We start from the raw sequence: 13,684 nt of genomic DNA, 5'->3' as shown, positions 1-13,684 counted from the left end.
GGGGGGACAAGTGGGACCTCCCGTGCCAAGCGGCTGGTCGGATGGATAGGGTCCCGAACTAATGGCAGCAGGACGAGAGCGGCGCGCGGAGGCCGACACGTTCACGGCCCGGTTGAAGAAGCTGGTTCACCGGGTCCGCACCGGCCTGCGCAGAAGTGCCGTCGACTACTTCCGCGGCGACGGCTCGGACTGGGTCGCCCTGGCCGGGCTGCTGCTCACCATCCCGGTGATCGTGAGCATGACCCTCGCCAACGCGGTGTGGTTCTCACCGGCCGCGCTGGTCCTGCCGATCGTCGCGGGCGGTCTGCTGCTGCGGCCCGCGAGCCTGCTCGGCCTGTACGCGGCGGCGGCCACCGGATTGATCGTCGAGTCGGTGAAGCTCGGCCCGTACACCGAGGGCCCGTCGCGGGTGACCCCGGGCGTGGTGCTCGTGGTGGCCGCGTGCGGTTTCTTCGGGCTGCTGATCGCCCAGTTCCGCAGCCGGGTGGGCGTGCCCTGGCGGCGCGGCGGCACCATGCTGTTCGACCTGCGTGAGCGGATCCGGGTGCAGAGCAAACTGCCTCAACTGCCGCACGGCTGGCACCGGGAGATGGCGCTGCGGCCGGCCGGCGGCCAGTCGTTCTCCGGCGACTTCGTCGTCGCGGCCCGGACCAACGGCGGCCGGACGATGGAGGTCGTCCTCACCGATGTCTCCGGCAAGGGCATGGACGCGGGCTCCCGCGCCCTGCTGCTGTCGGGCGCCTTCGGCGGCCTGCTGGGCTCCCTGCCCCCGCACGCCTTCCTGCCCGCCGCCAACGGCTATCTGCTCCGCCAGGACTGGGACGAGGGCTTCGCGACCTCGATCCACCTCGTCCTGGACCTCGACTCCGGGGACTACGAACTCTTCTCCGCCGGCCATCCGCCGGGCCTCCAGCTCAGCGCGGGCAGCGGACGCTGGGAGGAGAAGGCGGCGGAAGGGCCGCTGCTGGGTGTGTACGACGGCGCCCAGTTCGACCCCGTGAAGGGAACGCTGCGGCCCGGAGACGTGCTGATGCTGTTCACGGACGGCCTGGTGGAGACCTCCGAACGCGACATCGTCGAGGGCATCGACCGCCTCACCGGCGAGGCCGACCGCTATGTCGCCGGCGGCTTCCACGGCGCCGCCTGGCATCTGATCGAGGCGGTGGCCAAGGACGTCAACGACGACCGCGCCCTGCTGCTGGTCTGCCGCGAGGGCCCCACTGCGGCGGCGCTGCCCCGGTGACCGCGCTCCTCACCCCGACCGAGGTCGAGGCCCTCGCCCGCGCCGCCCACGAGGGCCAGACCGACAAGGCGGGCCGCCCCTACGCCGAGCATCTGCGGGCCGTCGCGGAGGGCGTCCGCGCGCGGGGCGGGGACGCGGACCAGATCGCGGCGGCCTGGCTGCACGACTCCGTGGAGGACGACGCGCTCACCGAGCGGTGGCTGGAGGAGGCCGCGCTGAGCCGTCGTACGAAGGACATCGTGCGCGCGGTCACCAAGCGGGCCGGGGAGCCCCCGGAGGCGTACGCCCGGCGCATTCTCGCGACCCCCGGCGCGCTCCTGGTGAAGGAGGCGGACCTGGCGCACAACGCGGACCCGGCCCGCCTCGCGGTCCTCGACGGACCGACCCGGACGCGACTGACCGAGAAGTACGCACGGATGCGCGCACTTCTCGGTCTGGGGATCCCCGACTAGACGCCGGCGTTCTCCAGCACGGGTTGCGGCCCCGGCTGCCCGAACTGCTCGCGGCCGCGCGCCAGTTCGGCCGCGTCACGCTTGAACGCCCACTCCATGTCCGGCTCGATGACGAAGCGGAACACGCGTCGTACGGGCGGGGTGCACAGCAGGGTGACGGCGGTCGCCGCGAGGGTGGTCACCAGGGCGACGCCGTAGGGCCGGTGCAGCCAGGCGTGGTCGAACAGGCCCGCGTAACCGGCCCCCTTGATCAGGAAGCCGTGCAGCAGATAGCCGTACAGCGTGCCCGCGCCGAGCGCCGTGAACCAGGTCTTCCGGCTCGGCACCCAGGAGTAGAAGCCCGCGGTCAGCAGCACCGAGCAGGCGAACATCAGGAGCATCATCACCGGCCCGGCCCACCAGGGCGCGCCGAACTCCTGCGCGGAGTCGTGGTGGTAGAACCAGCCGGCGTTCATCCGCGGCACCGCCCACCAGCCGAACAGCACGGCGCCCACGAACAACGGCACCGCCAGCATCCGCACCTCGCGGCGGCGCACCAGCCGGAAGTGCTCGGGCTTCAGGACCAGGCCGAGCACGAAGTACGGCAGGAACTGCGCCAGCCGCTGCAGGTCGAAGTCGTCGGTCAGGTCCGGGGTGCAGGACGCGAGCATCGCGATGCCGAGGGCGAGGGGCAGCGGGTGGCGGACCAGTTTCCAGATCGGGGTGGTCAGCCGCCAGATGAACAACGCGCAGAGGAACCAGGTGAGATACAGCGGGTCGAGGAGGGTGATCTTCTGGTGCGGGTCGTCGTTGGCGTACCGGGAGAAGAGCGAGTACGCGATCTCGAAGAGGATGTACGGCACCGCGACACCGGTGAGGAGCCGCTTCAGGCGGTCGGGGCGGAAGTCGAAACTCCGGGAGAAATAGCCGGAGATGATGATGAAGGCCGGCATGTGGAAGCTGTACACGACCATGTACAGGCCCTGAAGCACTCTGCTGTCGCCCTTGAGCGGCTCCCAGGAGTGCCCCATGGCGACCAGCAGGATCGCCAGGTACTTCGCGTTGTCGAAAAACGCGTCGCGCTGTTTGGGCTGTTCGTTCTTTTCGTTCTGTTTGCTCTGTTCGTTCTGGCCGGGAGGCGTGGCAGCGTGGAACATTTGAGGCACCCTAGCGTTGCCCGTGGGAATCGGTAAAACCATCGGGCACGCGTCCGAAATCTGCGCACGATGTCATGATTCATCCCGATCAAAAGGAGCAAAAGAGCTTGCCAGGAACGGCTGTTCGTGTGCTGCTGCCAATAATTCGAACGGGCTGCGAACGAACCTGTTCCGAACCTTTGAGGCCAACGATGCGTCACCCGCCGCATAGGTGGGCCGCGTTGGTGGCACGATGGTTCTGGCGGGGGTGCGCGGCACGGCGTCCCCGGGCCGGGATTGCGGACCGACCGAGGGTGTGATCAGTTGTGGCCATTTCACTGTCTGTGGTGCTGCTGTTGGCGATCATCCTGGTGGTGTTGATCCGAGGGGGATCGATCAAGGCGGGCCCAGCCATAGTCGCGATCCTCTTCGGCTTCTTCCTCGCCTCGACCGGCATGGCACCGTCCATCAACCGGTTCATCAACTCGCTGGCGGAGACGATCAACTCGATCAGCTTCTGATGGAGGGGCGTGCGCGACGGCGCACGGCCACGGCTTCACGGCCCCGGAAACGACCAGAGCCAGGTCGGAGGATCGATCCTCCGACCTGGCCCTGAGTCGTGTGGAGCGGGCGACGGGAATCGAACCCGCGTAGCTAGTTTGGAAGACTAGTGCTCTACCATTGAGCTACGCCCGCACATGACGCGCCGCAGGTCAGAAGACCGCGGCACAGAGAGCATCGTAGCGGGTCGGGTGCCTTTGGCGCACACCCCGATTCCCCGCACCCCGGCGCTCGGGAAATGCGGCGGCCCCACTGCCTGCGGGCATGTACCCTACGTCTCGCACCAGACGGGGTGTGGCGCAGCTTGGTAGCGCGTCCGCTTTGGGAGCGGAAGGCCGTGGGTTCAAATCCCGCCACCCCGACCACCTGCCGGACCTTCGGGACCGGCCTACCACGCGAGGACTCGCGAGTACCTCGTGAGATCGCCTTTTGGGGCGTCCAGTCGCTGCGGCTACTATGCAAGCTGCGCGCCCGTGTGTCTCACACTCTGAAGTCCTCCGGGCGACCAGAAACCGCCGGACCTGTCTGGGTCCGCAACCCAAGAAGTCAGCCCCCAAGGAGACCGAACCGTGAAGAGCGCCGTGGAGACCCTGAACCCGACCCGGGTTCGGCTCAGCATCGAGGTGCCCTTCGAGGAGCTCAAGGACAGCCTCGACGCGGCGTACAAGAAGATCAACCAGCAGGTCACGGTGAAGGGCTTCCGGAAGGGCAAGATCCCGGCGCGCGTCATCGACCAGCGGTTCGGCCGCGGTGCGGTCCTGGAGGAGGCGGTCAACGACGCGCTTCCGAAGTTCTACACCGACGCGGTCAACGAGGCGGAGCTCAACCCGCTCGGCCAGCCCGAGGTCGACATCACGGAGCTGAAGGACGGCGAGACGCTGAACTTCACCGCCGAGGTCGACATCCGCCCGACCATCGAGATCCCGGACTACTCCGGCATCGAGGTCGAGGTCGACGCCGTAGAGGTCAGCGAAGAGGACATCGACAAGTCGGTCGAGCAGCTCCGCGAGCGCTTCGCCTCGACCTCCCCGGTCGAGCGCGCCGCCGCCGACGGTGACGTCGTCACCCTCGACCTGGAGGCCAAGGTCGACGGCGAGGTCCTGGAGGACGGCGTCGCCGAGGGCGTCTCCTACACCATCGGCTCCGGCGAGCTGCTCGACGGCGTGGACGAGGCCGTCACCGGCCTGGAGGCCGGCGGCGAGGCAACCTTCGCCTCCGAGCTCAAGGGCGGCTCCGGGGCCGGCCAGGAGGCCCAGGTCACCGTCAAGGTCACCCAGGTCGCCGCCCGCGAACTGCCCGCACTGGACGACGAGTTCGCCCAGCTCGCCTCGGAGTTCGACACCCTGGAGGAGCTGCGCGCCGACAGCCGCAAGCGCCTCGAGAACATGAAGCAGTACGACCAGGCCACGCAGGCCCAGGAGCGCGTCCTGGAGAAGCTGCTGGAGCTCGTCGAGGTGCCCGTCCCCGAGAAGCTCCTCGAGGACGAGATCAACACCCGCAAGCACAACCTGGAGCACCACCAGCTCGGTCAGATGGGCCTCGACCTCGACAAGTACCTGGAGATCCAGGGCAAGACGGCCGAGGAGTTCGACGCCGAGACCAAGGAAGCCGCGGTCAAGGGCATCAAGACGCAGTTCGTCCTCGACGAGCTCGTCAACAAGGAGAAGCTGAACGTCAACCAGGAGGAGCTCACCGAGCACCTCATGCGGCGCGCGGCCTCCTCCGGCATGTCCCCCGACCAGTTCGCCCAGGCGGTCGTCGAGGGCGGCCAGGTTCCGCTCCTGGTCGGCGAGGTCGCCCGCGGCAAGGCCCTGGCCGTCGTGGTCGAGGCCGCCACGGTGAAGGACACCAACGGCGAGATCGTCGACCTGGAGGACGAGGAAGACGACGCCGCCGAGACGGCCACGGAGACGGCCGAGGCCGCCGCCGAGGAGCCGACCGAGGCGTAAGCACGCACGCACAAGGGCCCCGGGGACATCGCGTCCCGGGGCCCTTGCCCTTACCCGGGGTCTCATCAGCGCAGTACATGCGCTGACAGCGAACAGTTCCCTTTGCGGGATTCCCCGAAGGGACCCGCGCGTTAGGGTCCATGAATACGAGGGCAGGGGAGTCCCCATTGCCCCCGGCAGTACACGTGAGACGGCCCGGCGCCGTCGTAAAGACGAGCAGGTGGATACGTGACGAATCTGATGCCTACAGCCGCCGGCGAGCCCTCCATCGGTGGCCTCGGCGACCAGGTCTACAACCGACTGCTCGGCGAGCGGATCATCTTCCTCGGCCAGGCGGTCGACGACGACATCGCGAACAAGATCACCGCGCAGCTCCTGCTCCTTGCCGCTGACCCCGACAAGGACATCTACCTCTACATCAACAGCCCCGGCGGCTCGATCACGGCCGGCATGGCGATCTACGACACCATGCAGTTCATCAAGAACGACGTGGTGACCATCGCCATGGGCCTCGCCGCCTCCATGGGCCAGTTCCTCCTCAGCGCGGGCACCCCGGGCAAGCGCTTCGCCCTCCCGAACGCCGAGATCCTGATCCACCAGCCCTCCGCGGGCCTGGCCGGTTCGGCCTCCGACATCAAGATCCACGCGGAGCGGCTGCTGCACACCAAGAAGCGCATGGCCGAGCTCACGTCCCAGCACACGGGCCAGACCATCGAGCAGATCACCCGCGACTCGGACCGCGACCGCTGGTTCGACGCGCTCGAGGCCAAGGAGTACGGCCTCATCGACGACGTGATTCCCACGGCCGCCGGTATGCCGGGCGGCGGCGGTACCGGGGCCTGAGCCCCGAGACAGCCCCCAGCCGACCGCCACAGCCCCCAGGAGAGAGACAGTGAACGACATCCCCGGCAACGGCCTGTACGACCGCGCACGCGCCGAATACACGGCTCCCGCCGCCGAGTCCCGTTATGTGATCCCGCGCTTCGTGGAGCGCACCTCGCAGGGCGTGCGCGAGTACGACCCGTACGCGAAGCTCTTCGAGGAGCGCGTGATCTTCCTCGGTGTCCAGATCGACGACGCGTCCGCGAACGACGTCATGGCGCAGCTCCTGTGCCTGGAGTCGATGGACCCCGACCGGGACATCTCGATCTACATCAACAGCCCCGGCGGCTCCTTCACCGCGCTGACGGCGATCTACGACACGATGCAGTTCGTGAAGCCGGACGTCCAGACGGTCTGCATGGGCCAGGCCGCCTCCGCCGCCGCCGTCCTGCTGGCCGCCGGCACCCCCGGCAAGCGCATGGCCCTGCCGAACGCGCGCGTGCTGATCCACCAGCCCTACAGCGAGACGGGCCGGGGCCAGGTCTCCGACCTGGAGATCGCGGCCAACGAGATCCTCCGCATGCGCGGTCAGCTGGAGGACATGCTGGCCAAGCACTCGACCACCCCGCTGGACAAGATCCGCGAGGACATCGAGCGCGACAAGATCCTCACGGCCGAGGACGCCCTGTCGTACGGCCTGATCGACCAGATCATCTCCACCCGGAAGATGAACAACGCCGACGTCCGCTGACGCGGACTCTGTATCGTCTACCGCCTCTTGGCACGGTCCACGTGGAAGTGAACCGTGCCAAGGGGGGCCCGAACGGGGGGCCCGGCAAGGTACCGTCGGACATAAGGCAGCACCAGGAGTCGCTGTACCCAGGCGGCTCCCAGGCGAAGGGGAAGCACACCGTGGCACGCATCGGTGACGGCGGCGATCTGCTCAAGTGCTCGTTCTGCGGCAAGAGCCAGAAGCAGGTCAAGAAGCTCATCGCAGGGCCCGGTGTGTACATCTGCGACGAGTGCATCGACCTCTGCAACGAGATCATCGAGGAAGAACTCGCGGAGACGAGCGAGGTGCGCTGGGAGGAACTTCCCAAGCCCCGCGAGATCTACGAATTCCTCGAGGGCTACGTCGTCGGGCAGGAGTCGGCGAAGAAGGCACTCTCGGTCGCGGTGTACAACCACTACAAGCGCGTCCAGGCCGGGGAGAACGGCGGCGGCCAGAGCCGCGAGGACGCCATCGAGCTGGCGAAGTCCAACATCCTCCTGCTCGGCCCCACCGGCTCGGGCAAGACCCTCCTCGCCCAGACCCTGGCCCGCATGCTGAACGTCCCGTTCGCGATCGCCGACGCGACCGCGCTCACGGAGGCGGGCTATGTCGGCGAGGACGTCGAGAACATCCTGCTGAAGCTCATCCAGGCCGCCGACTACGACGTCAAGAAGGCCGAGACGGGCATCATCTACATCGACGAGATCGACAAGGTGGCTCGCAAGAGCGAGAACCCGTCGATCACCCGCGATGTCTCCGGCGAGGGCGTCCAGCAGGCCCTGCTGAAGATCCTGGAGGGCACCACGGCCTCGGTCCCGCCGCAGGGCGGCCGTAAACACCCCCACCAGGAGTTCATCCAGATCGACACGACGAACGTGCTGTTCATCGTGGGCGGTGCCTTCGCGGGCCTGGAGAAGCTCATCGAGTCCAGGGCCGGCGCCAAGGGCATCGGCTTCGGGGCGACGATCCGCTCCAAGCGGGAGCTGCAGTCCAAGGACCAGTTCGAGGACGTCATGCCCGAGGACCTGGTCAAGTTCGGCATGATCCCCGAGTTCATCGGCCGCCTCCCCGTCATCACCTCGGTCCACAACCTGGACCGCGAGGCCCTGCTCCAGATCCTCATCGAGCCGCGCAACGCACTGGTGAAGCAGTACCAGCGCCTCTTCGAACTCGACGGTGTGGAGCTGGACTTCGAGCGCGAGGCCCTCGAAGCCATCGCCGACCAGGCCATCCTCCGCCAGACCGGCGCCCGCGGCCTGCGCGCCATCATGGAGGAAGTCCTCCAGGGCGTCATGTACGAAGTCCCGTCCCGCAAGGACGTGGCCCGCGTCGTCATCACGGCGGACGTCGTCCTCTCCAACGTCAACCCGACCCTGATCCCGCGGGATGCGCGGGGCCGCGGGCCGGGCGAGCAGAAGACCGCGTAGCGGCAACCCGGTTCACGACGAAGGGGCCCCGGTCAGTTCCAACTGACCGGGGCCCCTTCAGATGCATCGCAGAACAAACGCGTTTCAGGACACCCCCACGGCACCCCTAAACTGGGCCCGTGACCGAGAACGCTCAGCAGCAGCCACCAGCGCCCGACTCCGAACTGCCGACCCAGTACGCGCCGGCCGATGTAGAGGGGCCGCTGTACGAGCGCTGGGTAGAGCGGGGTTACTTCGAGGCGGACGCGAAGAGCGAGAAGCCGCCGTACACGATCGTCATCCCGCCGCCGAACGTCACGGGCAGCCTGCATCTGGGGCACGCCTTCGAGCACACGCTCATCGACGCCCTCACGCGCCGCAAGCGCATGCAGGGCTTCGAGACGCTGTGGCAGCCCGGCATGGACCACGCCGGCATCGCCACCCAGAACGTCGTCGAGCGGGAGTTGGGCAAGGAGGGCAAGTCCCGCCACGACCTGGGCCGCGAGGCCTTCGTCGAGCGGGTCTGGCAGTGGAAGGGCGAGTCCGGCGGCCAGATCTCCGGCCAGATGCGCCGCCTCGGCGACGGCGTCGCGTGGTCGCGCGAGCGCTTCACCATGGACGAGGGCCTCTCGCAGGCCGTCCAGACCATCTTCAAGCGGCTCTACGACGATGAGTTGATCTACCGCGCCGAGCGCATCATCAACTGGTGCCCGCGCTGTCTGACGGCCATCTCGGACATCGAGGTCGAGTACCAGGACGACGACGGCGAGCTCGTCTCCATGAAGTACGGGGAGGGTGACGAGACGATCGTCGTCGCCACCACCCGCGCCGAGACCATGCTCGGTGACACGGCCGTCGCCGTTCACCCCGAGGACGAGCGCTACAAGCACCTCGTCGGCAAGCTCATCAAGCTGCCGCTGACCGGCCGCTCCATCCCGGTCGTCGCCGACGAGCACGTCGACCCCGAGTTCGGCACGGGTGCCGTCAAGGTCACCCCGGCCCACGACCCGAACGACTTCGAGATCGGCCAGCGTCACAACCTGCCCGCCATCACGGTCCTGGACGAGCACGCGGTCATCACGGCGCACGGCCCCTTCCAGGGCCTGGACCGCTTCGAGGCCCGCTCCGCCATCGTCGCCGCGCTGCGCGCCGAGGGCCGGATCGTCGCCGAGAAGCGGCCGTACGTCCACTCGGTCGGCCACTGCTCGCGCTGCAAGACGACCATCGAGCCCAGGCTGTCCATGCAGTGGTGGGTCAAGGTCGCCCCGCTCGCGAAGGCGGCCGGCGACGCGGTCCGTGACGGCCGGGTCAAGATCCACCCCCAGGAGATGGAGAAGCGCTACTTCGACTGGGTCGACAACCTCCACGACTGGTGCATCTCACGGCAGTTGTGGTGGGGCCACCGCATCCCCGTCTGGTACGGCCCGAACGGCGAGGTCGTCTGCGTCGGGCCCGACGACGAGGCGCCCACCGGCGAGGGCTGGCACCAGGACACCGACGTCCTCGACACCTGGTTCTCCTCCGGTCTGTGGCCCTTCTCCACCCTCGGCTGGCCCGAACAGACCGAGTCGCTCGCGAAGTTCTACCCGAACTCCGTCCTGGTCACCGGCTACGACATCCTCTTCTTCTGGGTCGCCCGGATGATGATGTTCGGCCTCTACGCGATGGACGGCACCCCGCCGTTCCACACCATCGCCCTGCACGGCATGGTCCGCGACCAGTTCGGCAAGAAGATGTCCAAGTCCTTCGGGAACGCGGTCAATCCGCTCGACTGGATGGACAAGTACGGCTCCGACGCGCTGCGTTTCACCCTGGCGCGCGGCGCCAACCCGGGCGTCGACGTCCCGATCGGCGAGGACTGGGTCCAGGGCTCCCGCAACTTCGCCAACAAGCTCTGGAACGCGACCCGTTTCGCGCTGATGAACGGTGCGACGGTCGAGGGCGAACTCCCGGACGCCGCACGCCTGTCGGCGACCGACCGCTGGATCCTGTCCCGCCTCAACTCCACGGTCGCCGAAGTCGACGCGCTCTACGAGGACTACCAGTTCGCGAAGCTCTCCGACGCGCTGTTCCACTTCGCGTGGGACGAAGTCTTCGACTGGTACGTCGAGTTGTCCAAGACGACGTTCATCGCGGGCGGTGAGGCGGGCGAGGTCTCCAAGCGCGTCCTCGGCGAAGTCCTCGACGTCACCCTGAAGTTGCTGCACCCGATCGTCCCCTTCGTCACGGAGACGCTCTGGACCACCCTCACCGGTGGCGAGTCGATCGTCATCGCCGACTGGCCCACCGACAGCGGCTTCCGGGACCCCGCCGCCGAGCGTGAGATCGAGACGCTCCAGCAGGTCATCACCGAGGTCCGCCGTTTCCGTGCCGACCAGGGTCTCCAGCCCGGCCAGCGCGTCCCGGCCCGCCTCACGCTGGACGGCACGGCGCTCGCCCCGCACGAGGCGGCCATCCGCCAGCTCCTCCGTCTGCAGCCGGAGGGCGACGCCTTCGCGGCGACGGCCACCCTGCCGGTCGGGGGTGCCACGGTCGCCCTCGACCTCTCCGGCACGATCGACATCGCGGCGGAGCGGAAGCGGTTGGCCAAGGACCTCGCCGCCGCCGAGAAGGAGAAGGCCCAGGCGACGGCCAAGCTCGGCAACGAGGCGTTCCTGGCGAAGGCCCCGGACAACGTCGTGGACAAGATCCGCGGCCGACTGTCCAAGGCGGACGAGGACATCGAGCGCATCAAGAATCAACTGGACGGCCTGCCGGAGGCGTAAGGCCCTGACGGGCGCGGGGAACTCTGCGCGACCAGCCACCACGTTCCCCGCGCCCGTCCGACAGGACCAGCCGTCCCCTTCCCAGGCCGCACCCCTAAACTGGGCCCTGTGACCGACAGCGACCCCTTCGACGAGATCATCGAAGCCGAGACCGACCGCGACCCCGACCTCGCGGTGATCGAGGCCGGCAGCCGCACCCTCCGCGCCCAGGGCACCGGCGCCCCCGAGGCGGACGTCCCCGGACGCCCCGAGGACCCCGCGCTGGACAAGGCCCTGCGCGAGGTCGAGGCGGAGCTGGCCACCCGGTGGGGCGAGACGAAGCTGGAGCCGTCGGTCAGCCGTATCGCCGCGCTGATGGACGTGCTCGGCGACCCGCAGCGGTCGTACCCCTCGATCCACATCACGGGGACGAACGGCAAGACGTCCACCGCCCGCATGATCGAGGCACTGCTCGGCGCCTTCGAACTGCGGACCGGCAGATACACCTCCCCGCACGTCCAGTCGATCACCGAGCGCATCAGCCTCGACGGCGCCCCGATCTCCGCCGAGCGGTTCATCGAGACGTACAACGACATCAAGCCGTACATCGAGATGGTCGACGCGCAGCAGGAGTTCCGGCTGTCGTTCTTCGAGGTGCTGACGGGGATGGCGTACGCCGCGTTCGCGGACGCGCCCGTCGACGTGGCCGTGGTGGAGGTGGGGATGGGCGGCAGTTGGGACGCCACCAACGTCATCGACGCCGATGTCGCCGTAGTCACCCCGATCGATCTCGACCACACCGACCGGCTCGGCGGGACGACCGGTGAGATCGCGGCCGAGAAGGCCGGGATCATCAAGCAGGACGCGACCGTGATCCTGGCGCAGCAGCCGGTGGACGCGGCGCAGGTGCTGCTGAAGAGGGCGGTGGAGGTCGACGCGACCGTGGCCCGGGAGGGGCTGGAGTTCGGGGTCGTGTCCCGGCAGGTCGCGGTCGGCGGGCAGCTCCTCAACCTGCGGGGTCTGGGCGGGGAGTACGAGGAGATCTATCTCCCGCTGCACGGGCCGTACCAGGCGCACAACGCGGCCGTGGCGCTCGCCGCCGTGGAGGCGTTCTTCGGTGTGGGTGCGCAGCGGCCCGATCCGCTCGCGATCGACACGGTTCGCAAGGCGTTCGCGTCCGTCACCTCACCGGGGCGGCTGGAGGTCGTACGGCGGTCGCCCACGGTGGTGCTCGACGCGGCGCACAACCCGGCGGGCGCCCGTGCCACCGCCGAAGCGGTGGCGGAGGCCTTCGACTTCAGCCGGCTGATCGGCGTGGTCGCGGCCAGCGGCGACAAGAACGTACGCGGGCTGCTCGAAGCCTTCGAGCCGATGTTCGCCGAGGTCGTCATCACCCAGAACTCCAGTCACCGCTCGATGGACGTGGACGAGCTGGCCGCCATCGCCGTCGAGGTGTTCGGCGACGAGCGGGTGCAGGTCGAGCCGCGGCTGCCCGACGCCCTGGACGCCGCGATCACGCTGGCCGAGGAGGAGGGCGAGTTCGCGGGCGGCGGGGTGCTCGTCACCGGTTCCGTCATCACCGTCGGCGAGGCCCGACTGCTCCTGGGGAGGGGCTGACTTTCCGTGCGTACGCTCTGTTCCTCGACGCTGATCGGCGAGTTCTTCGTGATCGGCTTCGCCGGTCTGGTCGCCATGAAGGACCCCGACCTGGCCACGTCCACCGTGTGGACGGTCTGCGGGATCGCCATGTTCCTGTCCGTCGCGCTGTGCGGGGTGGTGACCCGGCCGGCCGGCATCGCGCTCGGCTGGGCGCTGCAGATCGCGCTGATCGCGGCGGGCTTCGTGGTGCCGTCCATGTTCTTCCTCGGGGCGATCTTCGCGGCCCTGTGGTGGGCGTCGGTGCACTACGGCCGGAAGATCGACGAGGCCAAGGCGAGGTTCGCCGCGCAGGCCGCCTCCACTACACCTGACGTTGCGTAATGGGCGCACGGACACGCCCTGTAGCCTCGGCTTTGTCGTGAGACGCCCCGCACGCACCATCATGATCCGAAGGAGCCCCGTCGTGACCCAGCGCACCCTCGTCCTGCTCAAGCCCGACGCCGTCCGTCGTGGCCTGACCGGCGAGATCATCAGCCGCATCGAGCGCAAGGCCGGCTGGCAGATCACCGCGCTGGAGCTGCGCACCCTGGACCAGGACACCCTGGAGCAGCACTACGGCGAGCACAAGGGCAAGGTCTTCTACGAGCCGCTGGTGGAGTTCATGGCCTCCGGTCCGGTCGTCGCCCTGATCGTCGAGGGTGAGCGGGTCATCGAGGGTGTGCGCGCCCTGGCCGGTCCGACCGACCCGATCGCCGCCGCGCCGGGCTCGATCCGCGGCGACTTCGGGGTCATCGTCCGGGAGAACCTGATCCACGCCTCGGACTCGGAGGAGTCCGCCGAACGCGAGGTGAAGATCTTCTTCCCCGGGCGCGTCTGAATCTCCATCAGTAACCCACATGTCTGACCAGGGGCGGCCGCGTTATTTCCGGCCGTCTCTTGGCATATGCGTGCCGATCGGGGGAACGCATGCCCCCGATGGGCCGTCTCCACAAGCGAGGCGACACCTCGCATGCTGACAATG

The 13,684-nt window shown here is 68.4% G+C and carries 12 protein-coding genes and 2 tRNA genes; 12 read left to right on the top strand and 2 right to left on the bottom strand.

What is annotated here, in order from left to right; genetic code table 11:
• Nucleotides 1-61: 61 nt before the first annotated feature.
• Nucleotides 62-1,243, top strand: coding sequence for a PP2C family protein-serine/threonine phosphatase (locus ABZT04_RS17040; protein ID WP_356057163.1), 1,182 nt, complete (start codon nt 62-64; stop codon nt 1,241-1,243).
• Nucleotides 1,240-1,695 carry an HD domain-containing protein gene (locus ABZT04_RS17035; protein WP_356057161.1) on the top strand — a complete coding sequence of 152 codons (456 nt, stop codon included), beginning with the start codon at nt 1,240-1,242 and terminating at the stop codon, nt 1,693-1,695. The genes ABZT04_RS17040 and ABZT04_RS17035 overlap by 4 nt, the downstream gene beginning before the upstream one ends.
• On the opposite strand, the gene ABZT04_RS17030 is transcribed toward ABZT04_RS17035, so the two are convergent.
• Nucleotides 1,692-2,831, bottom strand: a complete 1,140-nt coding sequence (locus tag ABZT04_RS17030) for an acyltransferase family protein (RefSeq protein ID WP_356057159.1) — start codon at nt 2,829-2,831, stop codon at nt 1,692-1,694. The two genes, ABZT04_RS17035 and ABZT04_RS17030, sit on opposite strands and share 4 nt — an antisense overlap.
• A gap of 305 nt (nt 2,832-3,136) precedes the next feature.
• On the opposite strand from ABZT04_RS17030, the gene ABZT04_RS17025 reads away from it, so the two are divergent.
• A complete protein-coding gene (locus tag ABZT04_RS17025) occupies nt 3,137-3,331 on the top strand; it encodes a hypothetical protein (RefSeq protein ID WP_026151384.1) in 195 nt (64 codons plus the stop codon).
• 101 nt (nt 3,332-3,432) lie between these two features.
• On the opposite strand, the gene ABZT04_RS17020 is transcribed toward ABZT04_RS17025, so the two are convergent.
• A tRNA-Gly gene (locus ABZT04_RS17020) sits at nt 3,433-3,506 on the bottom strand.
• 153 nt (nt 3,507-3,659) lie between these two features.
• Between ABZT04_RS17020 and ABZT04_RS17015 the strand changes: the two genes are divergently transcribed.
• The 9 genes from ABZT04_RS17015 to ndk all read left to right on the top strand — a co-directional run bounded on the left by ABZT04_RS17015 (nt 3,660) and on the right by ndk (nt 13,540).
• A tRNA-Pro gene (locus ABZT04_RS17015) sits at nt 3,660-3,736 on the top strand.
• A gap of 204 nt (nt 3,737-3,940) precedes the next feature.
• Nucleotides 3,941-5,320, top strand: a complete 1,380-nt coding sequence (gene tig, locus ABZT04_RS17010) for a trigger factor (protein ID WP_356057157.1) — start codon at nt 3,941-3,943, stop codon at nt 5,318-5,320.
• 240 nt (nt 5,321-5,560) lie between these two features.
• Nucleotides 5,561-6,163, top strand: a complete 603-nt coding sequence (locus tag ABZT04_RS17005) for an ATP-dependent Clp protease proteolytic subunit (RefSeq protein ID WP_356057262.1) — start codon at nt 5,561-5,563, stop codon at nt 6,161-6,163.
• 49 nt (nt 6,164-6,212) lie between these two features.
• Nucleotides 6,213-6,893, top strand: a complete 681-nt coding sequence (locus ABZT04_RS17000; protein WP_356057155.1) for an ATP-dependent Clp protease proteolytic subunit — start codon at nt 6,213-6,215, stop codon at nt 6,891-6,893.
• 161 nt (nt 6,894-7,054) lie between these two features.
• Complete coding sequence (gene clpX, locus ABZT04_RS16995; protein WP_019065572.1) at nt 7,055-8,341, top strand: ATP-dependent Clp protease ATP-binding subunit ClpX; 1,287 nt, start codon at nt 7,055-7,057, stop codon at nt 8,339-8,341.
• 119 nt (nt 8,342-8,460) lie between these two features.
• Entirely contained in the window at nt 8,461-11,085 is a 2,625-nt protein-coding gene (locus ABZT04_RS16990; protein WP_356057152.1) for a valine--tRNA ligase, read from the top strand.
• A gap of 108 nt (nt 11,086-11,193) precedes the next feature.
• Complete coding sequence (locus tag ABZT04_RS16985) at nt 11,194-12,681, top strand: folylpolyglutamate synthase/dihydrofolate synthase family protein (protein WP_356057150.1); 1,488 nt, start codon at nt 11,194-11,196, stop codon at nt 12,679-12,681.
• Nucleotides 12,682-12,687: 6 nt separating this feature from the next.
• Nucleotides 12,688-13,044, top strand: a complete 357-nt coding sequence (locus ABZT04_RS16980) for a DUF4233 domain-containing protein (RefSeq protein ID WP_356057148.1) — start codon at nt 12,688-12,690, stop codon at nt 13,042-13,044.
• Nucleotides 13,045-13,126: 82 nt separating this feature from the next.
• Complete coding sequence (gene ndk / locus ABZT04_RS16975; protein WP_356057146.1) at nt 13,127-13,540, top strand: nucleoside-diphosphate kinase; 414 nt, start codon at nt 13,127-13,129, stop codon at nt 13,538-13,540.
• Nucleotides 13,541-13,684: the final 144 nt, after the last annotated feature.

The sequence above is a fragment of the Streptomyces sp. NPDC005492 genome, from assembly GCF_040605995.1.
In the GTDB taxonomy this organism is placed as follows: Bacteria; Actinomycetota; Actinomycetes; order Streptomycetales; family Streptomycetaceae; genus Streptomyces.
This window is presented reverse-complemented; position numbering and strand designations above follow the sequence as displayed.